The sequence below is a fragment of the Pedobacter sp. ok626 genome (assembly GCF_900100435.1).
GTDB lineage: Bacteria > Bacteroidota > Bacteroidia > Sphingobacteriales > Sphingobacteriaceae > Pedobacter.
The window spans coordinates 16,603-41,173 of sequence record NZ_FNEX01000012.1; the positions used below are offsets into that span (position 1 = coordinate 16,603).

24 protein-coding genes are annotated in these 24,571 nt (G+C 36.1%); 12 read left to right on the forward strand and 12 right to left on the reverse strand.

All coding sequences use genetic code 11. The features are described 5' to 3' along the window. Positions 1-4 precede the first annotated feature (4 nt). Genes BLS35_RS16510 through fumC form a run of 3 tightly spaced genes read right to left on the reverse strand, consistent with a single transcriptional unit; the run spans position 5 to position 2,769 of the window. Complete coding sequence (locus BLS35_RS16510; protein ID WP_090783430.1) at positions 5-811, reverse strand: S1/P1 nuclease; 807 nt, start codon at positions 809-811, stop codon at positions 5-7. Between the two features lie 45 nt (positions 812-856). Beyond that, complete coding sequence (locus BLS35_RS16515) at positions 857-1,357, reverse strand: fumarate hydratase (protein WP_090783064.1); 501 nt, start codon at positions 1,355-1,357, stop codon at positions 857-859. Positions 1,358-1,371: 14 nt separating this feature from the next. Continuing rightward, positions 1,372-2,769 (reverse strand): class II fumarate hydratase, encoded by a 1,398-nt coding sequence (gene fumC / locus BLS35_RS16520; RefSeq protein WP_090783066.1) that lies wholly within the window; start codon positions 2,767-2,769, stop codon positions 1,372-1,374. 162 nt (positions 2,770-2,931) lie between these two features. Here fumC and BLS35_RS16525 point away from each other — a divergent pair, with 162 nt between their 5' ends. Then, complete coding sequence (locus BLS35_RS16525; protein WP_090783070.1) at positions 2,932-4,167, forward strand: serine hydrolase domain-containing protein; 1,236 nt, start codon at positions 2,932-2,934, stop codon at positions 4,165-4,167. Here BLS35_RS16525 and recG read toward each other — a convergent pair whose 3' ends face one another. The 6 genes from recG to meaB all read right to left on the reverse strand — a co-directional run bounded on the left by recG (position 4,168) and on the right by meaB (position 10,412). Next, positions 4,168-6,273, reverse strand: coding sequence for an ATP-dependent DNA helicase RecG (recG, locus tag BLS35_RS16530; RefSeq protein WP_090783073.1), 2,106 nt, complete (start codon positions 6,271-6,273; stop codon positions 4,168-4,170). A 4-nt stretch (positions 6,274-6,277) separates the two neighbouring features. Next, on the reverse strand, positions 6,278-7,189 hold the full coding sequence (locus tag BLS35_RS16535) for an EamA family transporter (protein WP_090783075.1): 912 nt from the start codon (positions 7,187-7,189) through the stop codon (positions 6,278-6,280). A gap of 3 nt (positions 7,190-7,192) precedes the next feature. Further along, positions 7,193-7,573 (reverse strand): RidA family protein, encoded by a 381-nt coding sequence (locus BLS35_RS16540; protein WP_090783077.1) that lies wholly within the window; start codon positions 7,571-7,573, stop codon positions 7,193-7,195. Between the two features lie 30 nt (positions 7,574-7,603). Continuing rightward, positions 7,604-7,744, reverse strand: coding sequence for a DUF6728 family protein (locus tag BLS35_RS28400; RefSeq protein ID WP_371328251.1), 141 nt, complete (start codon positions 7,742-7,744; stop codon positions 7,604-7,606). Between the two features lie 76 nt (positions 7,745-7,820). Continuing rightward, positions 7,821-9,179, reverse strand: a complete 1,359-nt coding sequence (locus BLS35_RS16545; protein WP_090783432.1) for an OmpA family protein — start codon at positions 9,177-9,179, stop codon at positions 7,821-7,823. A 345-nt stretch (positions 9,180-9,524) separates the two neighbouring features. Then, positions 9,525-10,412 carry a methylmalonyl Co-A mutase-associated GTPase MeaB gene (gene meaB, locus BLS35_RS16550; protein ID WP_090783079.1) on the reverse strand — a complete coding sequence of 296 codons (888 nt, stop codon included), beginning with the start codon at positions 10,410-10,412 and terminating at the stop codon, positions 9,525-9,527. A gap of 90 nt (positions 10,413-10,502) precedes the next feature. On the opposite strand from meaB, the gene BLS35_RS16555 reads away from it, so the two are divergent. Genes BLS35_RS16555 through BLS35_RS16580 form a run of 6 tightly spaced genes read left to right on the forward strand, consistent with a single transcriptional unit; the run spans position 10,503 to position 17,491 of the window. Then, positions 10,503-11,159 carry a glycosyltransferase family 32 protein gene (locus BLS35_RS16555; protein WP_090783081.1) on the forward strand — a complete coding sequence of 219 codons (657 nt, stop codon included), beginning with the start codon at positions 10,503-10,505 and terminating at the stop codon, positions 11,157-11,159. A 60-nt stretch (positions 11,160-11,219) separates the two neighbouring features. Next, on the forward strand, positions 11,220-12,098 hold the full coding sequence (locus BLS35_RS16560; protein ID WP_090783083.1) for a glycosyltransferase family protein: 879 nt from the start codon (positions 11,220-11,222) through the stop codon (positions 12,096-12,098). A gap of 2 nt (positions 12,099-12,100) precedes the next feature. Next, positions 12,101-13,090 carry a glycosyltransferase family 2 protein gene (locus BLS35_RS16565; protein WP_254778938.1) on the forward strand — a complete coding sequence of 330 codons (990 nt, stop codon included), beginning with the start codon at positions 12,101-12,103 and terminating at the stop codon, positions 13,088-13,090. Between the two features lie 51 nt (positions 13,091-13,141). Then, the gene (locus tag BLS35_RS16570) at positions 13,142-14,968 is read left to right on the forward strand and encodes an ABC transporter ATP-binding protein (protein WP_090783085.1); all 1,827 of its coding nucleotides are present in this window, start codon (positions 13,142-13,144) and stop codon (positions 14,966-14,968) included. A gap of 6 nt (positions 14,969-14,974) precedes the next feature. Then, positions 14,975-15,727, forward strand: a complete 753-nt coding sequence (locus BLS35_RS16575; RefSeq protein ID WP_090783087.1) for a glycosyltransferase family 2 protein — start codon at positions 14,975-14,977, stop codon at positions 15,725-15,727. Then, a complete protein-coding gene (locus BLS35_RS16580) occupies positions 15,728-17,491 on the forward strand; it encodes a DUF5672 family protein (RefSeq protein ID WP_090783089.1) in 1,764 nt (587 codons plus the stop codon). It abuts the gene before it with no gap. On the opposite strand, the gene BLS35_RS16585 is transcribed toward BLS35_RS16580, so the two are convergent. Together BLS35_RS16585 and BLS35_RS16590 are read right to left on the reverse strand one after the other, a co-directional pair. After that, the gene (locus BLS35_RS16585; protein ID WP_090783091.1) at positions 17,486-18,358 is read right to left on the reverse strand and encodes a glycosyltransferase; all 873 of its coding nucleotides are present in this window, start codon (positions 18,356-18,358) and stop codon (positions 17,486-17,488) included. The genes BLS35_RS16580 and BLS35_RS16585 overlap by 6 nt on opposite strands. 49 nt (positions 18,359-18,407) lie before the next feature. Continuing rightward, on the reverse strand, positions 18,408-19,361 hold the full coding sequence (locus BLS35_RS16590; protein WP_090783093.1) for a glycosyltransferase family 2 protein: 954 nt from the start codon (positions 19,359-19,361) through the stop codon (positions 18,408-18,410). 289 nt (positions 19,362-19,650) lie between these two features. Between BLS35_RS16590 and BLS35_RS16595 the strand changes: the two genes are divergently transcribed. From BLS35_RS16595 to BLS35_RS16615, 5 genes are read left to right on the forward strand one after another with little or no spacing between them, the layout of a single operon-like run. Beyond that, a complete protein-coding gene (locus BLS35_RS16595; RefSeq protein WP_090783095.1) occupies positions 19,651-20,379 on the forward strand; it encodes a DUF268 domain-containing protein in 729 nt (242 codons plus the stop codon). 6 nt (positions 20,380-20,385) lie between these two features. Next, entirely contained in the window at positions 20,386-21,285 is a 900-nt protein-coding gene (locus BLS35_RS16600; RefSeq protein WP_090783097.1) for an FkbM family methyltransferase, read from the forward strand. A 1-nt stretch (position 21,286) separates the two neighbouring features. Then, positions 21,287-22,174, forward strand: a complete 888-nt coding sequence (locus tag BLS35_RS16605) for a glycosyltransferase family 2 protein (RefSeq protein ID WP_090783099.1) — start codon at positions 21,287-21,289, stop codon at positions 22,172-22,174. Continuing rightward, on the forward strand, positions 22,171-23,025 hold the full coding sequence (locus BLS35_RS16610) for an alpha-1,2-fucosyltransferase (RefSeq protein ID WP_090783101.1): 855 nt from the start codon (positions 22,171-22,173) through the stop codon (positions 23,023-23,025). The genes BLS35_RS16605 and BLS35_RS16610 overlap by 4 nt, the downstream gene beginning before the upstream one ends. Further along, positions 23,010-24,050 carry a glycosyltransferase family 2 protein gene (locus BLS35_RS16615; RefSeq protein ID WP_090783103.1) on the forward strand — a complete coding sequence of 347 codons (1,041 nt, stop codon included), beginning with the start codon at positions 23,010-23,012 and terminating at the stop codon, positions 24,048-24,050. The genes BLS35_RS16610 and BLS35_RS16615 overlap by 16 nt, the downstream gene beginning before the upstream one ends. Here BLS35_RS16615 and BLS35_RS16620 read toward each other — a convergent pair. Then, positions 24,011-24,535, reverse strand: coding sequence for a methyltransferase, TIGR04325 family (locus tag BLS35_RS16620; protein WP_254778940.1), 525 nt, complete (start codon positions 24,533-24,535; stop codon positions 24,011-24,013). The genes BLS35_RS16615 and BLS35_RS16620 overlap by 40 nt on opposite strands. Positions 24,536-24,571: the final 36 nt, after the last annotated feature.

The following is a 24,571-nucleotide window of genomic DNA, read 5'->3' on the forward strand; positions in this document are numbered from 1 at the left end:
TTCCTTAGTTATAAATGTCATTAAGAACATTAGCCAAGCAAATTCCACCTTTTAAAAGCTGCTCGTTGAGCAAGCCTACAAATTCGAAATTATACTTATAACTCAATTTTTCTTCAGGCTTGATATTAGCATAAATCTTATTGCAAGCCTCATAAGATCCATAAACATAGTCTTTCAATGAATAAGTCTTCCAGGTACCCAATTGAGTAGCTGTAGGATAATCAATAGCATTCGCATATTCGGTATAACTTAGTTGCTGATAACCAATAAGTGCCTCATCCCAAACCCGATGTAAATTAGACTTTTCGCCAAACCAAGTTACAAAAACCTTATTTCCACCCAGATCCTCTTTTCTTGCTGTATGCATAGGCTGATTTAAGTCACCAACTAAATGAATCAGCATACGCATAGCTAACAATTTTTCATCGGCTTTGCTTTGCTTATTTTTTAATATAGCAGCCATTTCAAGGACTTTATTGTATACATTTGGCCCCTTTTCAGTGTCCAGTACATTAAATACCCCTTGTTTATCTAATCCTGCAGGCAAGTTTACAAAATGCCAATTGTACAAATAATCATAACTAGGATCAGATTTTATAAAGTCACCCCAATTACTTGCCATCGCAAGACTTTCGTTACCTAATATATCTTTTATGCCTTTTCTTGCTTTATTACTTAGGTGGCTTTCCGCAACCTGCGCAACGATTCTATGCCCAAGCATACCCCAGGCTCCTGCATTTAGTGGTAGGTACAAGGTAACAGCTAAAATTAATATCGCTTTGTACCCACTCGTTATTAAACTCTTTTTCATCTTCATTGCTATATAATTAAGCTTATCAAAAGCCATATGCTGGTATTACAATTCTTTAGGTACACAAATAATCCGTTCTTTCAAAACCAGATTACACTCCCTTTGGTTTCCTACACTTTCCAGATGCAGGCTGCCAGGTTCAGAAGATTTAATGTAAAACGCCTTTTCATATCTTCCAATTTGGTAACAGCCTGACACCTTTTGTTTATAATTTGACTTGGTGTAAGTTCCTGCCAAAAATAGACTATCTCCTCTTACTTCATATACTCCTTTGGCATACTCCTTCCATACCCCTCCATTAAAGCAGGAGTCGGAATAGTAGTTCACTTTGGAGTGTGTGGTCAGGTCAACATAAAACGAGTCGCAGGTAAACTTAAACTTATGCTGCGTATAACTCAAGAGCTTATCAGCATTTGCGATACTATCCTGATTCCATATACCTTGCAAAAAAGCTTCCCCTTTTCCCTGCACATCCGGCAACCTTCTGCATGAAGCAGACACACACAAAATAAGCAACAGATAAATCGCCAATCTCAACATTCCCATACCAAATTAGGTGCTTACTTTAAACTACCAACCATGTCTTCTGGACGAACCCATTCGTCAAATTGCTCGCCGGTTAATAGCCCCAGTTCAATTGCGGCATCTCTTAAAGTTTTATTTTCTTTATGTGCTTTCTTCGCAATCTTTGCTGCATTCTCATAACCAACATGAGGATTCAGTGCAGTAACTAGCATTAAAGAGTTTCCCAGATGTTTTTTAATCTCCGGAAGATTTGGAAGAATTCCGGCAGCACAATGGTCATTAAATGACACGCAAGCATCTCCAATTAAACGTCCCGATTGTAAAACGTTAGACGCAATCACTGGTTTAAACACGTTCAGTTCAAAATGACCCGTAGCTCCACCGATACTTACAGCAACATCATTTCCAATCACCTGAGCACAAACCATTGTTAATGCTTCTGGCTGGGTGGGATTAACCTTACCGGGCATGATAGAAGATCCAGGTTCGTTATCAGGAATAATGATCTCTCCAATCCCAGAACGCGGTCCCGAACTTAACATCCTTACATCATTTGCAACTTTCATTAACGAAACGGCCACACGCTTATAAGCACCTGAAAGCTCTACCATTGCATCATGCGCAGCCAAGGCTTCAAATTTATTAGGAGCTGTAACAAAAGGCAAACCTGTTAATTCTGCTATCTTTTTTGCCACCAATACATCATAACCTTTAGGCGTATTTAGACCTGTACCAACAGCTGTACCACCTAAAGCGACCTCACTTATCATCACCAAAGCATTTTTAATCGCTCTAAGACCATTGCTTATTTGCTGCGCATAACCGGAAAACTCTTGTCCAAGAGTTAAAGGCGTAGCGTCCATAAAGTGAGTACGTCCTGTTTTAACGATAGTTGCAAATTCTTCAGACTTTGCAACAAGGGTTTTATGTAATTTTTCTAACCCCGGAACCGTAACTTCAACGGCTTGTTTATATGCTGCAATGTGCATTGCAGTAGGATATGTATCATTTGAAGACTGCGATTTATTTACATCATCATTAGGATGCAAAACCTTTTTGTCATCAGCCAAATCCCCACCATTTAAAACATGTGCACGATAAGCGATAACCTCATTGGCATTCATGTTACTCTGAGTCCCCGAGCCAGTTTGCCAAATCACCAATGGGAACTGATCATCTAAGCTACCAGCAATCACTTCATCACAAGCTTTTGCAATTAAATCGGCTTTATCTTGGGATAAAACGCCAAGCTCCGTATTTGCCAATGCTGCGGCTTTTTTCAAATATCCAAATGCGTGGATGATCTCTTTAGGCATGGAAGCCTCCGGACCAATTTTAAAATTATTTCTTGAACGTTCAGTTTGAGCACCCCAATATTTATCAGCAGGCACCTGCACTTCACCCATCGTATCGTGTTCGGTTCTAAAATTCATAGTGTTCTATTTTTTGTTGCCGCAAATTTAGGGTTTTTGTGCCTCAATGAGTTGGAATTATGTAATTAATCAACTACAAAGTGTACAATGTTTAAAACTCTTTTACGTTTAAAGGGTTAAAAATCCTTATTTTTCGACTTTTTAAACCGTATTGCATTGTTCATGAAGTATCGCCTGCTAACCATAGCCCTATCATTAACCGTTTTATCGCTCTCATCTTGTTCAAGCCCTGCGGAAAAAGCTAAAAAGGCAGAAGCCGATAAAAAGGTGAGAATCCCTGAAGACGACAAGGCCGATAGTTTATTATTGGCATACAATCCGGCAAAAGGCGATAAATGGATTGCCGACTTTGTACAAAATTTGCATAAAAAATATAGCTTTAATGGAAATGTACTTGTAGCAAAGGACGGAAAAATCATTTATGAAAAAGCTATTGGTTGGGCGGACCATCTACATCGTGACAGCCTGAAAATAAACTCAGAATTTGAGCTGGCCTCCATTACCAAAACCTTTACCGGCGTTGCAATTATGCAACTGGTTGAAGCAGGAAAGCTTAAACTTACAGACGATGTAAAAAAATTCTTCCCAAACTTTCCTTATGACGGAATAACTGTACAATTACTCCTATCGCACCGTAGCGGAATGATGAATTATGTCTATTTCATTGATGATATCTGGCGTAAGGAAAAACGTGACATGAAAAAAGGAGTTTCAAACCAGGAAGTAATGCAGGTAATTGCCGACAAAAAACCTAGTCCATATACCAAACCTGACAGAGTTTTCCATTACAACAACTCTAACTTTATGGTGCTGGGTGCAATTATTGAAAAGGTAACTGGTCAACGCTACTCCCAATATATGATGGAACATATATTTAAGCCTGCAGGGATGAAAAACACACATGTTTATTCGAAGGCAGAGTATGAAAAAATCCCCGTAGATGTTGTAGGCCATGATCGTAACAGCTGGAGATACTCTGTAGCGCAGAACTTTTTAGATGGCCCTGTTGGTGATAAAGGCATCTACAGTACTTTGCATGACTTGGTCTTATATGACAAATATCTAAAGAACGGTAGATTATTAACACAAAACAGTCTGGATTCAGCGTATAAAGGTCGAAACAAAGCTATTAAAGGTCATTTTAATTATGGTTATGGCTGGCGTATGTTTGACGGAGAAAAAGATAGAAAAGTAGTGTACCACACAGGTTGGTGGCACGGATTCAGACACATTTATGTACGCGATTTCCAAAAGGATATAATCGTTATATTCCTAGGCAATTTAACCAATGGCAGTCTGATGCACCTCGATGAACTATATAAGCACCTTGGCGTACCAGTTATTCGTAAGGGGGCCTATTCTGGTGCAGGATCTTTACCAGGAAGTGATGAAGATTAATTAAGATATTTTGTCGAAGGCAATACCGCGACGCCTTTTAGCAAGGTAGGTCTTCAACAAACTATTTTCGGGCAATTCCAGATGAGGATCTACAGTCAGTAATTCTATAACTGTATTTCTGGCTTCTTGCAGAATTAGCTGATCCTTTGCCAAGTCCGCCAATTTCAGTTCCAGTATACCACTTTGTTGAGTGCCCGTAATATCGCCGGGACCGCGAAGCTGCAGGTCTATTTCTGAAATTTCAAAGCCGTTACTAGTTTTCACCATGGTTTCCAGGCGTAATTTCCCATCTGCACTTAATTTATTTCCCGACATCAGAATACAGAAAGATTGCTCAGCACCACGTCCTACCCGACCGCGCAATTGATGTAATTGTGAAAGCCCAAAGCGTTCTGCATTTTCAATGATCATCACCGAAGCATTAGGGACATTTACCCCCACTTCGATTACAGTTGTGGCTACCATGATCTGGCTTTTGCCATCAATAAATTGCTGCATTTCGTATTGCTTGTCGGCATTACTCATTTTACCGTGTACAATACTAATCTGATAATCAGGTCTTGGAAACTGATAGCTCATCTGCTCTATTCCCGCCTCAAGGTGTAAAAGATCCAACTTCTCGCTTTCCTTAATCAATGGATAAACCACATAAACCTGTCGACCTTTAGCGATCTCCTGTTTCATAAAACCAAACATTCTCAGACGCTGCCCCTCAAACAAATGCTTCGTTTCAATAGGTTTTCTCCCCACAGGTAATTCGTCGATTACAGAGACATCTAAATCACCATACAAGGTCATCGCGAGCGTTCTTGGTATCGGAGTAGCGGTCATCACCAATATATGTGGCGGCACTGTATTTTTACGCCATAATTTAGCACGTTGTTCTACTCCAAAACGATGCTGCTCATCTATCACAACCAGACCAAGATTTTTAAATACAACTTTATCCTCAATCAAAGCATGTGTCCCAACTAAAATATCAATTTCACCAGCTTCTAGTTCCTGGTGTAGCTGCGTACGTTGCTTCTTGGTTGTACTACCTGTTAGTATGGAAACCTTAACCAGGCGATCTTTTAATAATGAACTGATGGATTCATAGTGCTGACGGGCTAATATCTCCGTAGGCGCCATCATACAGGCCTGATAGCCGTTATCACTAGCCAGCAGCATGCTCATCAAAGCTACAGCTGTTTTACCACTTCCAACATCGCCCTGAACCAAACGGTTCATCTGAATGCCACGTTGGGTATCCATTCTAATTTCTTTGATTACGCGTTTCTGTGCACCAGTAAGTTCGAAAGGAAGTATTTCATTATAAAATGTGTTTACACGCTCTCCTACTATAGGAAACAGATGTCCTTTAAATTTCAACTCTCTTAGTTGTTTGTTATGCAACAATTGCAACTGAATAAAGAACAGCTCCTCAAATTTCAACCGACTTTCGGCTTTCTTCAATAGCGCTACATCTTTAGGGAAGTGAATATTTAAAATAGATTCCTTCCTCGATATCATGTGATATTTCTCGAGAATATAAGGCGGTATGGTCTCTTTAACTTCGTAAAGATGCTGCTCCAACAATAAAGTCTGCAGTTTTTGAATTCCCTTACTATCCAGAAAAAACTTCTTTAATTTCTCTGTCGAATTGTAAACTGGTTGCAGCCTAAGGTTGCCCGTAATAGTCGCTGGCCTCGGGTAACTTTCCAATTCAGGATGAGAAATGCTAAAACTCCCGTTAAATACCGCAGGCTTGCCAAATGCGATATAAACCTTCCCTTTCATCACATGCTCATCTACCCATTTTAAACTTTGAAACCATACCAATTCGATAGATCCAGTTTCATCAGTCAAACGGGCTACAATTCGCTTCTTATGTTTTTCGCCAATTTGCTCTTTACCGGTAATTCGTCCTAATATCTGTACATAAGGAAGATCCGGACTCAATTCATTGATTTTATAAAACCGCGTCCTGTCAATATATCTAAATGGAAAATAATTGAGCAATTGGTCGTAAGTGAAAATACCCAGCTCCTTTTGCAAAAGTTCTGCACGTTTAGGCCCCACGCCCTTCAGAAATTCGATAGTCGTATCTAAGGTAGATGCAAACAAAGCTTTAAATATTTTTTCTCTTAAATGTAAAGATATCTTTTATTATGCCCCAATTAAATACAATTACAGATATCAAAAGTAATAGATAAGCGAATAATTTATGTACATCGACATGTTCACCAAAGTAAAAAATAGCCACAGTGAAAGCTATAATTGGATTAATGTAAATGATAATCCCCAAGGTGGATGAAGGAATTCCTATCAACGCAAATAAGCTCAAAAAAAGCGGTATGATAGTAAAGAAGACAGCAATGACTGTAATATTACCCCAAAACCATAAGTCTTGAGGAAAACCTTCATGCTTCAATAAATAAAAGGGCAGCATTAGTATAACCGCTAAACCTATTTGAACAGCCAACACGTTAAGCTTATCTAAATGCTGCATTTTACGCTGTATAATGAGGTAAAAAGCATACAGTGAAGCAATAATTACTGACCACAACACTTCTACAAATGAGCCAGTGGCCAATAACAAAATACTGAGTAAAGCTATACCAAGGGAGATCAATTTCAATCTGGACAATGATTCCTTTAAAATCAAAAAACCTCCAAAAGCGGTAATCAGCGGACAGACCATATAAGCGAAGGCCGCAGATTGCAGACTGACGTTATTTACGGCGTAGATATAAGTATACCAGTTAGACGTTAACAACAACGTAGAGCCAATTAACTGAAATAGGATGTTACGCTTTTCTTTGGCCGTAATGGACGAAAGATAAGCAAGATCCTTTTTAAGTTCCTTTCTCCTGAATGCAATAATAGCAAGCCAAATAAAAACAAGAGAGGTAAAAATACGGTAATACAGAATCTCTTCCGAAGGAAAAGCCTTCAGATTCCTTAATGGAATAGAGAAAAAGCCCCAGATAGCAAAGGATAAAATCCCTGCGAAAAAGTACCGTAAACTAGATTTAGGCAAAATTTAAGCTTTATATGCCGTCATCGAAATTTCCACGTTTACACCCTTTGGCAAACCTTTTACAGCAACCGTCTCACGAGCAGGAAATGTCTTATCAAAATAGGAACCATATACTTCGTTCACTTCAGCGAATAAGCTCATGTCTGACAAGAAGATCGTCGTCTTTACCACATCATCAAATTCATAAGAAGCTTCCAGTAAAACAGCCTTAATGTTTCTCATTACCTGATGTGTCTCTTCCTTTATTGAAGACTGGGTTAGCTCAGCCGTTTCAGGATTGATCGCTACCTGACCTGACAAAAATAAAAAGCCATTAGCAATTACTGCCTGACTATATGGTCCAATTGGAGCCGGAGCATCAGTGGTGTTTATTACCGTATTCATATATTATGAGTTATGTTGTTATGTATATTTTTAACTTAAAAAAAGCCAATCAACTAACTTCCACAGAATGCCAGCCACAAACATCGTAATGGCAATAGCATTGATGATGTGCATGATTTTAATATTGGTATTTGTTGGCCTGCTAGAATCTTTTTTTCTGAATAAATACATACTTACACAAAGGTATAAATAAAAAAAAGAGGGCTTCAAGATTGAAGCCCTCTTTTTCGTATTTAATTAGAAATAATTAGTTTCTAGCTGATTCAACACGACGGTTTTGGATACGACCTTCTTCAGTATCGTTAGAAGCAATTGGATTAGCTTCACCATGACCTTTAGTTACAACTTGACTAGCGTTAACACCAGAGTTAACTAAGTAAGTTTTAACAGAATTAGCTCTGTCTTTAGATAATTTCAAATTGTATGCAGCAGTACCTTCGCTTGAAGCGTAACCGTTTACAGTTACTTTACCACCGTTTTCACGCAATACTGAAGATAATTTATCTAAAGTAGGGTAAGACTCAGTTTTTAAAACTGAAGAGTTGAATTCAAATTGGATAGTTTCAAAACCAGTTAAGTTACCAGTGTTTGGAGCTACAACAGTCTCTACTTTAGGTAGAGGACATCCTGAACCATCAACAGCTGTTCCTGCAGGAGTACCTGGGCATTTGTCAAATTGATCAGAAACACCGTCACCATCACTATCTTTTTTCAAACCTTCAATAGATTGTTCAACAGCAGATACACGAGTTTTTAAAGCTTCAACTTCATTACGTAAAGATGGATCTTTCAACTCATCATACATTAAAGCTAATGGGTTAACCCACTCTAAAGCTGGTTTAGATTTAGAACCTAAAGAGAATTCTAATCCTGCGTATCCGTAAGAGAATTTATCTTTGTTTGAAGCGCCATTTGCATAAACTCCATCCAAGTTATCTCCGTCTAAGAAGTGCATAGTATAACCTAAGTTAAATGCTACACGCTCAGAAACTTTAAATTTAACACCTACACCTACAGGGATGTATGCTTCTTTAACATAAGTTTTAGCATCATGTTTATCCGTTGCAGAACCGGTAGCTTTATCTTTCCAATCAACAACTGAACCATTCGCCAAAGTTACTTTAGGAGCATAAGCGATTAAACCGTAACCAGCAGATACGTAAAAGTTAACTGAGTTCTCACGACGTAAGAAATCTACTGTAGCTACGTTTACAACACCTCTAATGTCAGCTGAGTAAGCTACATCAGTTTCAAATTCTTTAGTACCATTTTGAACTCCACCAGCTACATCTTTGTTAGTTCCAGAGATCTTTCCGCGGAAAATGTTACCTTCTAAGCCAAAAGCATGACCTAATTGTTTTTTCAATGAAATACCGTAACCTAAGTTAACTTCGGCATTTTTGAAATCGTTAGTACCACCGATAGCAACAAATGGAGATAAAACACCACCGTTAACACCAATCGACCACGTTCTGTACTGACCTCTACCACCAAATACCTTGGCAGAAGAAGAAGTCGTAGCATCCTGGGCGCTAGCAAGAGTTGTTACTCCAACCATTGCTACGAAAGAGGCTGCTAGACCCTTTTTTAAAGTAGAATAATTCATAATTTTCTTTTTTAAGGTTAAACAAATTTTAATTGTATAATTTTTTTGTGTAGCAAAATTAAACAAATTTTTAAATTCTCAAAACACTTACACAAACTCCGTTCCAAACTTCTAAATTATTAATAAATAACATCATTTAGCGTATTCAACACCCCATAAACACTTTAAAACGCCAAAAGTTTTTGATTCTGGATAAAAAAGGATAGACATGCAACTAAAGGGTGTTCAAAATACACTTCAAGCAGGTTTTAACTTTTTAATAAAATAGAAGAAAACCGCGTAATTACTGTCCAGACCCACATTACAGCTAAGTCCTATTTTTAAGACAGATTAATTATCAACGTATTAAATCCAGCTATCCGTAAAACGATAAATGTTAAAATCCGGGCTTTTTAAGGCCTCAGCAAGGTCCGCATGTAATTTCTTTCTGTCAACACCAACCATACGATAATGCTGAATAATCTTAAAGGCCTTTTCCTCCAGCAGAAAAGATTTGCGCTCATTATCAATTAAAGTAGGCTGAAGCAGCCATTCACACAACTCAGCTATCCCCTCCTTTTTATCTGCGACTGTTTTAAACACAGGAATATGATGATGCTGATGAACCAATTTTTTAAGATTGTTAGCAAACGTATCGGCCCCTTCCCTATCGGCCTTGTTCACAACAAACGCTTGGGCGATCTCCATCAAACCCGACTTTATATTTTGAATTTCATCCCCGGATTCTGGAACTAGCACAACCACAGTTTTATCAGCAAGCCCGGCAATCTCGACCTCAGATTGACCGACGCCAACCGTCTCCACAAGAATCATATCAAATCCTGCTGCCTTGATTAAATCAACAATTTCAATCGTTTTTGCAGAGATTCCGCCCAATGCTCCACGAGTTGCCAATGACCGTATATATACATTCGGGTTATTAAACTGCTGGGACATCCTGATCCTATCGCCCAACAATGATCCAAAATTAAATGGAGAAGTAGGATCCACGGCGAGAATAGCAATTTTCTTACCTGCCTTTACAATCTCCTCCGTAATTGCATTAACCAAGGTACTTTTACCTGCTCCAGGAGGCCCAGTTATACCTATTACAGGAACCCTTGAATTAACCTTGATTGTCCTTAGCAATTCAGTAGCCGGAGGGATATCGTTTTCGACAAAGGTGATTGCCCGCGCCAGGGCATTAAAATTTCCTTGTTCAATTCCTTTTAAAAGTGGGTCGTTGGCATCCATTAATAAAGTATCTTTGCTACAAAGAAATAGAATTAATTCAATATTCCCTTAAAGGGACTACTTCCAAACATCTTAGATCAAGCATTAGCAATGTCAATACCGAAGACTATTTATCAAACGTTTAAGTCCAACAAACTGCCATTAATTACCAGATGGCAAATTTCAAAATTCAGAAGAAAAAATCGGGATTACAGCTATGAGTTCTATGATGATAAAAGAATTGAATCTTTTTTGAAGGAAGCTTACGATGATGAAACTTTAAAGCTTTATCAGCAACTTAATATTGGTGCAGCAAAGGCAGACTTTTTCCGGTATGCCATATTGCTTAAAAAAGGAGGCATCTACCTGGATATAGACAGTTCTATTAAAGGAAGTCTTAATGATTTCATCCTCCCAGATGATGTTGCCATCATTTCTGATGAACGGAATCCTGGTTTATGCGTACAATGGGCATTGGTTTTTGAAGCGCAGCATCCCTTTCTTCAAAAAACCATGGAGTTGATGTTAGACAATATCAGGAATAACAAATACCCTCACGATGTACATAAAATGACAGGACCAACAGTTTATTCAGAAGCTATAAAGCAATGCTTAAAGGGAAATCCCAACATCCCCTACCGTAGACTTGGAATAGATTACAACGGTCATTTTAAATTTAAATATCCGCTAAGTAAGCTGCTATATCAGAGAGGTACGCATTGGAAAAAACTGCAATTAACGCAACCAGTGCTTAAAGTAAAGGAGTAACACAAAGCCAATCCTGCTTTAATAAAACTTACATTTGCAAAAAAACATTCAATACCATTAATGAAAGTCACAGGCTTTACCTTTATAAGAAATGCAATCGCAAACGACTACCCTGTAGCGGAGGCCATCCGTTCTGTTTTACCTCTATGCGATGACTTTGTTGTTGCTTTAGGGAACTCAACTGACGAAACTGCTGAACTTATAAAATCAATTTCACCAGATAAGATAAAAATAATCAATACGGTTTGGGATGATTCTCTTCAAAAAGGAGGACAGGTATTCGCAGAAGAGACTAACAAAGCCATCAAAGCGATTTCACCCGACATTGATTGGATGATTTATATACAAGGTGATGAGTGTATCCATGAGAAGTATCACGAGATCATCAAACAGGAAATGAAAGACAACCTGAAGGATGAGCAGATAGAAGCGCTACTTTTAAAATACGTGCATTTCTATGCCTCTTATGATTATTATGCTGAATCACGTCGTTGGTATAGAAGAGAGATTCGCATACTGAAAAACTTGCCAGGGATACATTCTTACAGAGATGCACAAGGTTTTAGGATCAATGATAGAAAATTAAGGGTAAAACTAATTGACGCCTATATTTATCATTATGGCTGGGTTAAAACGCCTAAGGCCCTACAAGGAAAAGTCAGAAATTTTAATCAATTCTATCAAACTCAAGACTGGGTAGAGCAAAACTTTCCAATTCAGGAATCTTTCGACATGCGAAATGCAGATCGTCTGGTCAAATTTGAGGAAAATCACCCCAAAGTGATGCAAAATAGGATAGCCGCCACTAACTGGACATTTGATGAAGATCTAACTAAAAGAACTCCTAAGATGAGCCTTAAAAGAAGGATGTTACAAAAAATAGAAGATCTAACAGGAATCAGGCTATTTGAATACCGTAATTATAAGATCGTTAAATAATCATGATGAAGAAAAGCCTTTCAGTCATTATCCCAAACTATAATGGTAGGCACTTGCTCGAAGCCTATTTACCATCAGTGCTTCAAGCAGTCAAAAAAGCAGCGGTTCCCTACGAGATCATTGTCATAGATGACGGTTCAAAAGACCAAAGCGTAGATTTTATAAAACAACACTACCCAGAAATTCTTCTATTGATAAATGATAAAAATCGGGGCTTCTCTTACACCTGCAACCAAGGAATAAAGACCGCACAGTATGCCCTCACATTTCTCTTAAATTCAGATGTAAGACTTACCGAAGACTACTTTGAGCAACAATGGAAGTATTTCCAACATGAGGATACTTTTGGGGTAATGGGACGGATTATGAGTGCCGATGGCAGCAAAATAGAAGATGCAGCCCGAATTTTATTTCGCAAGGGTTGCCGACTTAAAGCTAACCGCTTTTATTTTTCAACTGATCCTAACGAGGAGAGTACTTATACAGCTTACCTTTCAGGGGCAAATGCTTTAGTAGATACCAAAAAACTCAAAAAATTAAATGGCTTTGATGAAATCTACTCTCCCTTCTCTTCTGAAGACTCAGACCTATGCTTAAGAGCATGGCTTGTTGGATGGAAATGCTATTATGAGCACCGGTCCATCTGTTTTCATCAGGTTAGTGGGAGTACAAAAACTCAGATTAAATCAGAGTTCATTAAGAAGATCTATTATCGGAACAGGTTTATATTTCACAAAATCCACCTAAATGGATTCAGGGGCTGGATATGGCCTACTTATTTATTACTTTTAGAAGTATTACCCAAGCTTATTCTTGGAAAATCATGGATGATGACCAGTTATAAGGAATATCTGCAGCACATCCCCCAGATAAAAGCTTCAAGAGCAAACATTGTATCCCTCAAGAGAAAACACGGTTCTGAACTTAATGTGCAAGATATCATCGATAAGATTAACCACTCTATTTCCAACAAGAATGTAGTATTCCTGTAAAAACTTATGTTTAATTATAGAAAGCGTAACTTTGCAGCCTAATTTTTATAAATGAAAACCTATTTCAGATTATTGTCATTTGCAAAACCAATAGAAAAATTTGCAATACCATATATCATCACCACCTTACTTGCTGTACTTTTTGGGGTATTAAACCTTACCTTGTTAGCTCCTTTATTCGGGGTAATGATGTCAGACGAGAAGCCTGCTCCAGCCCCAACTGATGCTCCGGCTTCGAACTTTAACGTCATGGCGAAATTTCAGGAATTCGCCAATCATTCCCTGGCGACTAATGGGCCCGAGAAAACATTAACCTATATCTGTATTATTATCATCATTTCAGTATTGCTTTCCAACATCTTCAAGTATTTTTCACAAAGAACAATGGAAGATTTAAGGGTGCATACCTTATTGAACCTTCGTAAAACGGTATTTAACAATGTAATGAACCTCCATGTAGGCTACTTTAACAATGAGCGTAAAGGAGACATTATTTCAAAAGTTTCTTCAGACGTGCAGGTTGTACAATTTACGGTTACTAACACACTACAGGTCGTATTTAAAGAGCCTGTAACACTCATTTTCTATATCATTGCTTTATTAATGATATCTGTAAAGCTAACCCTGTTTTCGTTAATGGTAATTCCTATATCGGCCTTCATTATTAGCAAAATCGTAAAAAGACTAAAACAACAAGCAAAAGAATCACACGAATCTTTTGCCAAAATGATCGGATTTTTAGATGAAGCACTAGGCGGTATAAAAATCATTAAAGCCTTTAATGCAACACAAAGAATAAAAGACAAGTTCCATGCTGAAAATGTCTTTTATTCTAATCTGAATAGAAAAATGGTAAGAAGGCAACAGTTAGGCTCACCGGTATCCGAATTTCTTGGTGTTTTAATGGTTTCGTTTATTGTTTGGTATGGTGGATCCCTAACTATGAGCAAGCAACCTGGTGCGCTTTCAGTTGGACAATTCATCTCCTACATTGCTATATTTTCACAGGTAATGCGTCCTGCAAAAGCCTTGACGGATGCATTCAGTGGAATACACTCAGGTATAGCCGCCGGAGAACGCGTATTAGAACTTATCGACACCAAACCACAGATGGTAAATAAACCGGGTGCCGAGACTATAAAAGGCTTTAATCAGGCAGTAACTTTTGAAAATGTATCCTTTAGTTATGGTACAAAAGAGGTATTAAGGAGTATCAATTTAACTATTCAGAAAGGCAAAACAGTAGCTTTGGTAGGCCCATCAGGAGGTGGTAAGAGTACTTTGATGGACCTTATTCCACGCTTTCATGATGCAAAATCAGGCACTATTAAAATTGATGGTCATGACTATAGAGATTTAACAGTTGAGAGCATACGGGCTCAAATGGGTACTGTAAACCAGGAGTCTTTGCTATTTAATGATACAATTTTCAACAACATTGCTTTTGCAAAGCCTGAAGCAACAGAAGAAGAAGTTGTTAATGCCGCAAAAATCGCCAATGCTCATGACTTTATATTAAATACTGAAGACGGTTATCAAACCTTCGTGGGCGATAGGGGAAACCGCTTGTCAGGCGGTCAGAAACAGCGGATCTGTATTGCAAGAGCAGTTTTAGCTAACCCCCCTATTATGCTTTTAGATGAAGCTACATCAGCACTTGATACCGAGTCAGAGAAACTGGTACAGGAAGCACTAAATAACCTAATGAAAAACAGGACATCCATTGTAATTGCCCACCGATTAAGCACCATACAGCACGCAGATCAAATTGCAGTTATTGATAAAGGGCAGGTTATTGAAATGGGAAATCATTCTGAATTGATAACTCATAATGGCCTATATAAACGTCTAATTGATATGCAAACTTTTACGGATTAACTATATATGATTTATCCTTCTGATCATCCTAAAGTTAGTATTGTAATTGTTGTAAGAAATGCGGCACCGACTATTGAAAGCGCTATTAAAAGTGTTCTTATACAAGACTACAAAAATTTCGAATTCATAATTATTGATGGAATTTCCACTGATGGAACCCTGGATATTATTGAGAAATACAAGGCTCATATAGCTTATTTCAGCTCTGAAAAGGATGCCGGAATTTATGATGCGATGAACAAATCACTTAGCAAATGTAGTGGCGACTATATCTATTTTTTAGGAGCTGATGATGAATTATATAGCCCTAACGTTCTAAGTGCCATTTTTGACAAGAACCAATATAATGAGCATGACGTTCTTTATGGAGATGCTTATTATATATGCAAAAAGAAGCTTCGATTTGGAAAAATGAATAGGTATCGCGTAGGTAAACACAATTTCAATCACCAAACGCTGTTTTATCCAAAAAGTGTTTTCAATATATATAGCTATAATACTAAGTATAAAATCTGGGCAGATTACTTATTAAACATCTTGTTATATTTTAAAAGTGATTACCAATTCCGGTATGTCAATGTTATTATTTCAAAGTTTAACGATATGGGTACATCAGGGGTTAACAACATTGATTTTGATTTTGAAGACGACAGAGAACAGATTATCAAAGAAGTCTTTCCTATTGACGTCTACATCTTTTGCAAGGCCAGGAACGTATTTTTATATATTCAAAAAATCTTTAAATCGTTATTCAGGTAGATGTTAAATGTTATAGTCATTCCTTTATATAAAAAAAACTTAAACGAATTTGAACGCATTTCAATACAGCAATGCTTTAAAGTGTTTAAAGGCCATACGATTTGCGTTGTAAAACCCGAAAGTTTAGACTTATCTACAATATTCAAAGAATTTCCATTTGATAAAATGGTTTGTTTTGAAGATAGCTTCTTTGAAGATATACACGGATACAACAGGCTCATGCTGTCCCCAAAATTTTATGAAAGCTTTCTGAATTACAACTATATGTTAATCTATCAACCAGATGCATTCGCATTTTCTGATATGTTGAATTACTGGGCAGATAGTGGATATGATTATATTGGCGCTCCATGGCTTAGGCCTCTTAAAAAGAACACGCCCTTTAATAGACTGTACAATAAACTAAAATCCGATTTATATATAAAATTCAATGTTACTCAAAAGGGCTTACCTAAGAGCAAGCAATTGTATAATAGAGTTGGTAACGGAGGCTTCTCGCTCAGGAATATTAAAAAGTTTTATGATTTGACCATCAGTGAAGAAGAGATGATTCAACATTATATAGATCTTAAAAATCCCGCCTTCAACGAAGATTTATTTTGGTCAATCGAAATAAACAGAAAACAAAAAAAACTAAATATTCCTGATTTTCTAACTGCAGTTAAGTTTTCCATAGAAACACATCCGAAATATGCCTTTGAATTGGGAGGAAACACACTACCTTTCGGATGTCATGCTTGGGAAAAAAATCTAGAGTTTTGGGGCCCGATTATAAAAAAAGAAGGTTATAATATACCTTCTTCAATTCCACTCATATCGATTGCCATCTGCACTTACAATGGAGAAAGTCACCTCGTTGAACAATTAGATTCCCTTGTTAATCAAGACTACCAAAATAAGGAAATCATTGTTGTTGATGATGGCTCATCTGATAGGACAGCAAGTATTTTAGAGGCATATAGTCAGAAATTCGATTTCTTAAAATTCTATCAAAATGAAAAAAACCTAGGGTACATCAAAAATTTTGAGCGTGCACTTAGTCTCTGTAAAGGTGATTTTATAGCACTTTCAGATCAGGATGACATCTGGGATTTGAAAAAGCTATCTCTAATGATTAGACATTTTGAAGAGGATAAATATAGTCTGGTTTATCACGATTCATTATTAGTAGATGAGAATGGTAATTCTTTGAACAGGAAATTTACTGACAGAGTCGGTCATATCAAGGAAAGCCATAAATACGAAGTATTACTAAGTAATTGCATTGCCGGCCATGCAATGCTCTTTAAAAGAAATCTGATCCCATTCCTCATTCCAATTCCTATAGGTGTAACACATGATCATTGGATAGCCTACAATGCCTTATCAAAAGGCAAAGTTAAATTCATAAAGGCCCTTTTGGTAAACTACAGGCAACATGAAAATACGGTAACTTATTCTGAACACCTATCTGAGATTAAAATCGCAAGCAACGATGATTTAAAGAAAATAGAGCGTAGAAAATTAGAGAATGACCTTCGTATTCAATGGTTAAATACATTCAAAACTTCCAGGTTAAATACCGAAAAGGATATCCTTTTTTTAGATAAATTGATTAGTGCGCTATCCACTAGGGACGATAAGTACTTTTCTATTGATCTGTTTGCCCTTCTGCTATTTAATAGAAATAAGGTTTATACTTTATTTGACAAGCCCCTGTTAAGCAAAATCACGAGACTGTACAAAGAGTCAATTGGTAATAAACTTAAGCTAAAAAGACTATAGTTTTAAAAGACAAAAGCTCAATTTCAAAAACTGTATTAAAGGTATCTTACCGGATTTTTTACCATTGATTAATATATTTAGTATCTCTCCTTTTTTAAATCCAAAATTAATCATGTTTGTGATCAATCTTTTATAAGCTCTTTTCTCAAATTGAAGTTGTTGTACATCACTGAGGGCTACTTTACTTATCGGTAAGATGTGTTGCCATTTTTGATGTACTTTCAAAATTTCTAAAAGCCATTCTTTACTAAAACTACCTTCCGAAAAATGCTCCATTAATATCTCAAATGTAACTGCAACTTGATGGGTTTGTCCCACATTTAGGCAAAAGTCAACATCATATCCATGAAAACCTTTTAAAAGCGTATCATCAAACCTATGGTTTACGGCAATAGCCTTGCGTGTACACAACCACATTCCATCTAGACAAGCTACCTCAACAATATCTTCTCCTGTGGAATTGAAATATACTTTAGTTCCTTCTTTAGTCTTGGATTTAAAGTTCTGTATATAATTAATCGCTTTGACCCCTCCCTCGTTACCATCAGCATCCCAGCCAGAAGGAGCAAAGGATTTATAAGCACATCCTGCGACCCCCAGTACACCCAAATCCAGATGATTGTCAAAAGCAGATAAGACCTTTAATCCCCAATTATTAGTTTTAATTTCTAAATCTTCATGCATGAAGCATAGCACTTCATACTTTGCCCGGGAAACACCCTGATTATACACGTGACATATCCCCATTTCTCCTTTGCTATTCTCAATAGCAATAAGTTCATAAGGTGTACCAATTGTAGCCTCAATATTTCTACGTAGATGTTCTAAAAATTGTCTTTTTGCTGATGATACAATAATGGTTATCATAGTCTCTTCTTACTTAAAATTCCCACCAAATAAATGCGATAAACTACCATTAAGAAGACCCAATTTTCCTTTTATCATTAATAAATTTTATGTATGATTTAAAAAACATATAAAATCCACTGTCTTTTATCAATTGCTTAAACTTATCAAAATCAAAAGGGCCGGCATTTGCAATAATAATACTTAACAGGTTTTTAATTTTTTTATTATTAATTTTCCTTAATCTGTCAATATCTTTCTGCGTTGCCGGCCTTATTTCAGTCAAGTATGTTTCAATATCCTGCCTCAACTTAATTTCATAATCATACATACGACTTCTATTTTGACTCATACTATTCTCATGAACCCTAATCAAACCATAAGCCTTATCATTTGATAGATACTTAAAAAAACCATTTTTAAAAGCACACCTAAGCCAGAAATCCCAATCCTCCAGACTTTTAAAGTCTTCGTTAAATGAATGGACTAGAGTGATCATTCTTCTTGAGATTAATGCAGAATTAACAGGCATTATATTGGATATGACTAACTCTTTAAGAGCGTCAATTCCCTGACCACAAATCTTAGGCATCCAATCTTCATTACTCAGATTTAATCCTGCAAATAAAACATCTGTATTTTCTCCGATAAAATAAAAACACTTTGTATAAGAAATATGAATTCTGGGATCTTCTCTGAATGCCTCAATCTGAAGTGATAATTTAAAATCAGATATCAAATCATCGGAATCAAGGAACTGTATAAAATCGCCTTTTGATTTTTCAAGCCCGAGATTTCTTGCCGATGATAAACCTCTATTTTCTTGATAAAAATATTTTATACGATCGTCTTTCTGACAGTAGTTATTCAAAACTTGAGCAGTGTTATCAGTTGAGCCGTCATCTACTACTATAACCTCAATATTTTTATAGTGCTGACTGAGGACACAATCTAATGTGAAATTAATATAATTACCATAATTATAAGTGGGAACAATTACAGAAATCAGGGGTTCTTTTAACATTTATACAAAATCTTCTTTAACGCGTAAATATCTAAATAATATCTCCCTCTTTAAAATTAGTTGCAATTCTCATCCAAACACCGCTTACGTATCACCATAACAGCAATTAAATGGAACCCACAGGTTCAAAAACCATCACTTACTATCAAAATATGCTTTAATTATCCTAAATTTAGAATTTCAAATAGTTGTATATATTACAATCCTCTATTAACTAACTATAAATCAATAATTATCAAAATCGGCATCGTTAAAATTAAACAAACAATGCTTTTACATTTATCATAAAATGTTTAAAAAATATCGAGTTAAATTAAAAAGGAAGAAAGCTTTCAATAAACAATTTGAACAATTAAAAACCCAAGAGCAGTCCACCTTAAGAAGATTTGTCTTAGACGAGTCATTACAATTGCCTTATATGGACGACGCAACCGCAACAACAGGTTTCGACCGCCATTATGTTTACCACCCTGCTTGGGCGGCCAGGATTGTTAAACAAATAAATCCAGCTAAGCACATTGATGTCTCTTCTACTTTGCATTTTTGCTCCATCCTCTCCGCCTTTATACCCGTAGATTTTTATGATTATAGACCCGCAAATTTAACATTAAGCAATCTTAACTCACTTGCTGGAGACTTGCTAAATCTGCCTTTTGAATCTAATTCTATCGAATCAATATCTTGTATGCATACAATTGAACACATAGGACTGGGCCGTTATGGCGATCCACTTGATTACGACGGTGATGTCAAAGCGATTAATGAATTAAAGAGAGTCGTTAAGCCCGGAGGCAGTCTATTAATGGTTACTCCAATGGGGGCTAAAGATTTGATTTATTTTAATGCGCACCGTATATACAGCAAACAGCAAATATTGGATCTTTTTTCGGATATGAAACTTGAAGAATTTGCCTTTATCCCTGAAGATGAAAATGATGGGGGTTTAGTTATTGATCCTTCAAAACAATTGCTGGACAAGTCAAATTATGGATGCGGGTGTTTCTGGTTTACTAAATAAAATATTATGTTAAAGTTAATAAAATCAATTTTCAAAAAAAAACAACAACCTCTCGAAGACAGCAATCCTGAAAGTGATTACAATCGTAATTTACTCAGGACCAAAATTCTCAAATATCTTCAAGAATTAGAACACGAGAAAACAATTATCGAAGAACAAAAGTCGGTTTTAACGTATCTATTAAACAACCCATTACAGATCTTCCCTTACCATTTTAATTCCAAATACAATGAAGAGGATGTAGAAGTATTTACAGATGCTGAAACTGGATTATCATATGTGCTCTTGGATGACAAGAAATTATTCTTTAAAAGAGGGTTAACGAAACAAGCTATCCAGCACATGCATAACTTTTTGTTAAAAGAGCAGGATCCTGCCTCTCCGCATAGATATTTAACCCATGAGTTTAACATTGAGCAAAATGATGTAATTGTTGACGTTGGATCTGCTGAAGGAAATTTCGCTTTACAGAATATTGATAAGGCTAAAAAAATATATCTTTTTGAAACGAATCCTGATTGGATCGAGGCGCTGGAAGCAACATTTAAACCATGGTCAGATAAAATAGAGATTATAAACAAATTTGTTTCCGATAAAGATGATGTGCATAACATCACCTTAGATACCTTTTGCAAGGAAATGGGGAAGATTGATTTCTTAAAAATTGATGTTGATGGTGCTGAACAGCAACTATTAGACGGAAGTAAAAATACCTTAGCCTCTCAAGTTGCGAAACTAGCGATCTGCACTTACCATTTACAAGATGATGAAATTACTTTTGATAACATTTTAAAAGATAATGCATTTAAAACATCTTACTCTAATGGATATATGATCTTTATATATGACAATTTGCAACCTCCATATATTAGGCGTGGACTCATAAGAGCAATAAAAACAGCGTAAGATGTGTAAAGTTTCCGTCTGTATCCCAACCTATCAAAGCAAAGAACAGCTATTAAGAAATTCACTTGCTGCTTTGCAAAAACAAATAGGAATTGAAGATTATGAAATTATAATCTCAGATGACTCAACAAACGATCAGGTTAAAAACATTGTAAACGACTATGATTTTAAAGGTAAGTTAATCTATAAAAAGAATAACAAGCCTTTAGGACCACAAAACAATTGGAATCAATTGCTCGAACTTTGCAAAGGAGACTATGTAAAGTTTATATTTCATGATGATTGGCTAAGTAAAGAAACTAGTTTATTGGAATTTTGCAAATTACTAGATGATCATCCTGAAGCTGATTTTGCCTTTACTCCAAGTCTGGATCATTTTACTGATGGTCGACTAAAGTTAAATGCCCCAGATGAAGATTTCATGAAACACTTTAAAAACAATCCGATGGAACTATTTCTAGAGAATCGGGTTGGTTGTCCAAGTGCTGTAATCATTAGGAGAAGAAGTATTGTTCCCTTTGCTACCAATTTAAAATGGCTTGTTGATGTAGAATGGTATATGCGTATATTAAAACAAAACCCCAGAATAATCTATTCTGAGACAAGTTTAATAAACATTGGCATAAATGATCAGCAGGTAACCAATGAATGCATAGATGACGCAGAAATACAGTTAAGAGAGCATTTCTACATCTATAAGGAACACTTACAAAACAATCCAGATAAGAAAAGGTATTTGAACTTGTTAGTGGCCTTAATAAAACGTTTCCATATTGATTCCTTCGCAATACTTAGAAAGTATACCGAATTTCCCCTCTTTACTGGATACAAAATAACACGTGCAATCATTTCCAATAAAATCAAAAAAGCTAAAAAAAGGAATAGATGAAAATTGTAAAATTTTTAGGTGGGTTAGGGAACCAAATGTTTCAATACGCTTTTTATTTATCACTGAGAAAAAACTTTAATAATGTAAAGGCAGACATAAGTAATTTCAAAAATTATACTTTACATCAAGGATTTGAACTCAATAGAATATTTAATATCGATTTAGACTTAGCTAGCTCATTTAGTATTGACCTGTATAATATCCATAACCGAAAATGGATGTATAGAAAGTTACGTAGCATTTTAGGTTTAAAGAAAGCGTATTTTATAGAGGCAGAGGAGTTTCAATATCGCCCTCAAATTTACCAAAATGTAGCACCAACGTACTATGATGGTTATTGGCAAAATGAAAACTATTTTTCTGATATCGAGGGTCAACTCAGAAAAGCATTCGAATTTAAAAAACCACTAACTGGTCGAAACTTAGAACTAGCTAAAATTATAACTTCCACACAGTCCGTTTCCATACATATTAGGAGAGGAGATTATTTAAATCATCCAGTACATGGAAACATATGCAATCTCGATTATTATTCAGAGGCAAAGCAAATTATTGACAAAGAAATAGATCGCCCACAATATTTTATATTCTCTGACGACATTAATTGGTGCATTGAGAACTTAAATATAGAAAGTGCTCACTATATTAACTGGAACACAGGAAATGAAAGTTATATTGACCTGCAGTTGATGAGTTTATGTAAAAATCAGATCATTGCCAATAGTACATTTAGCTGGTGGGGAGCTTGGCTAAACACTAATGAGAATAAACTTGTTATTGCACCTAAAAAATGGCTCAATACTAATCCAAATTCTTCAGAAATTCTTTTAGAACAATGGATAAAAATATAACGACCAAACCGTTAGTTAGTGTACTAATGCCTGTATATAATGCGGAGAAATTTTTACATGATGCTATAGAAAGTATTTTAGCTCAAACGTTTACAAACTTTGAATTTATCATCATTAATGATGGAAGTACGGATCGCAGTGAATTGATCATACAATCCAATCATGATGACCGAATTAAATATCACCCAAACGCAGGAAATTTAGGGATTGTTGCTACCCTAAATAAAGGATTAGCACTGGCACAAGGTAAATACATCGCCAGAATGGATGCGGATGATATTAGTTTACCCGAACGCCTGGCACTTCAGTTCCACTTTATGGAAGCCAACCCATTGTTCGCAGTTTGCGGTGCCCAGGCTATAAATATTGATGAGAAAGGGAATCATATCGGAATAATTAAGGTCCCCGAAACTGACGAGGAAATTAAAGTTCAACTTCTATTTAATAATGTCTTTATACATCCTTTAACCTTTTTCAGAACTGAAACTATTAAACAGTATGGTTACAGTCAAAACTATCAATATGCTGAAGATTATTACTTGCTAACACAAATTGCAGAAAAACATAAATTAGCCAATCTGAACGAAACCCTACTGCTATATAGAACACAGGAAAACAACATCACCAGTACTCGGGTAAGGCAAATGGATAGTTGTCGAAAAAAAATTTATGAAAATCAGCTGAGTAGATTATTGGAAAAATCACCTAGCGAACAATTTATTAGTGACTTTTTTACATTTACCAACAATAAAGACGTTCCATTTAGTAAGATTAAACTCGTTTTAGAGGAAATCCTATTAGCCAACATAAATACGGAAATATATAATCAAAGTACTTTAGCAAAAATATTACACGATAAATGGTTTACTGTACTCAGATTAAAAAAGACTGGTAGGCTTCTGAGTCATTTTTTTAGAAGCCCATTGTTTAGCAAAAAAGACTTTACCATGAAGCAATTAAGAAAGCTACTTAAACAACGCTTTTGTCAATTTAAAACCTTAATTGTATATTTCTGGGAAGAGTAGGTTACCAGAAACGGCTTGTTCAACAATTGACCAGCTACTTCTATTCCAGAAAGAATAAAATCTCGAACTTGAAACCAGGTACTTCCTAAAGACCCTCCAAAATCAATCACATTTAACTTATTCCCATTTTTAACCGCAATATACAACAGCGAAGAGATAATGGCGTAGGGATACTCTTTTTTATCAAATAACACAGAATCCCGTTCATATGTAGCCTCACCATTCTTGATTTTTAATAATGATTGTTTTGTTTTCTCAAGGATATTACCCGCTTCGTACCCCGAAGCGCTACTTTTAGCTTCATCCCAGGTATTATAGTTTCCAAACCAACCATATGGATTGACATTCTTTGGTTTCTTTTTAAAGAAATTTTTAATCTTGAACATATCTGCAATTGATGTTCTGTAAAATAGGTAAATAGTCGAATAGTACAGCATGTACATGCCATAAAAAAGCGCATTGAAGTTTACCTCCAATGCGCTCACATTTAACTATATTTTAAAGAAATATAGTTTTTGTTA

Coding starts and splice junctions, on each gene's coding strand:
- BLS35_RS16595 (WP_090783095.1), top strand. CDS start 19,651: ATGTTTAAAAAATATCGAGTTAAATTAAAAAGGAAGAAAGCTTTCAAT.
- BLS35_RS16555 (WP_090783081.1), top strand. CDS start 10,503: ATGTCAATACCGAAGACTATTTATCAAACGTTTAAGTCCAACAAACTG.
- BLS35_RS16615 (WP_090783103.1), top strand. CDS start 23,010: ATGGATAAAAATATAACGACCAAACCGTTAGTTAGTGTACTAATGCCT.
- BLS35_RS16545 (WP_090783432.1), bottom strand. CDS start 9,179: ATGAATTATTCTACTTTAAAAAAGGGTCTAGCAGCCTCTTTCGTAGCA.
- BLS35_RS28400 (WP_371328251.1), bottom strand. CDS start 7,744: ATGTATTTATTCAGAAAAAAAGATTCTAGCAGGCCAACAAATACCAAT.
- BLS35_RS16600 (WP_090783097.1), top strand. CDS start 20,386: ATGTTAAAGTTAATAAAATCAATTTTCAAAAAAAAACAACAACCTCTC.
- BLS35_RS16540 (WP_090783077.1), bottom strand. CDS start 7,573: ATGAATACGGTAATAAACACCACTGATGCTCCGGCTCCAATTGGACCA.
- BLS35_RS16565 (WP_254778938.1), top strand. CDS start 12,101: ATGATGAAGAAAAGCCTTTCAGTCATTATCCCAAACTATAATGGTAGG.
- BLS35_RS16590 (WP_090783093.1), bottom strand. CDS start 19,361: ATGTTAAAAGAACCCCTGATTTCTGTAATTGTTCCCACTTATAATTAT.
- BLS35_RS16585 (WP_090783091.1), bottom strand. CDS start 18,358: ATGATAACCATTATTGTATCATCAGCAAAAAGACAATTTTTAGAACAT.
- BLS35_RS16575 (WP_090783087.1), top strand. CDS start 14,975: ATGATTTATCCTTCTGATCATCCTAAAGTTAGTATTGTAATTGTTGTA.
- BLS35_RS16515 (WP_090783064.1), bottom strand. CDS start 1,357: ATGGGAATGTTGAGATTGGCGATTTATCTGTTGCTTATTTTGTGTGTG.
- BLS35_RS16580 (WP_090783089.1), top strand. CDS start 15,728: ATGTTAAATGTTATAGTCATTCCTTTATATAAAAAAAACTTAAACGAA.
- BLS35_RS16570 (WP_090783085.1), top strand. CDS start 13,142: ATGAAAACCTATTTCAGATTATTGTCATTTGCAAAACCAATAGAAAAA.
- BLS35_RS16560 (WP_090783083.1), top strand. CDS start 11,220: ATGAAAGTCACAGGCTTTACCTTTATAAGAAATGCAATCGCAAACGAC.
- BLS35_RS16605 (WP_090783099.1), top strand. CDS start 21,287: ATGTGTAAAGTTTCCGTCTGTATCCCAACCTATCAAAGCAAAGAACAG.
- fumC (WP_090783066.1), bottom strand. CDS start 2,769: ATGAATTTTAGAACCGAACACGATACGATGGGTGAAGTGCAGGTGCCT.
- meaB (WP_090783079.1), bottom strand. CDS start 10,412: ATGGATGCCAACGACCCACTTTTAAAAGGAATTGAACAAGGAAATTTT.
- BLS35_RS16610 (WP_090783101.1), top strand. CDS start 22,171: ATGAAAATTGTAAAATTTTTAGGTGGGTTAGGGAACCAAATGTTTCAA.
- BLS35_RS16525 (WP_090783070.1), top strand. CDS start 2,932: ATGAAGTATCGCCTGCTAACCATAGCCCTATCATTAACCGTTTTATCG.
- BLS35_RS16510 (WP_090783430.1), bottom strand. CDS start 811: ATGAAAAAGAGTTTAATAACGAGTGGGTACAAAGCGATATTAATTTTA.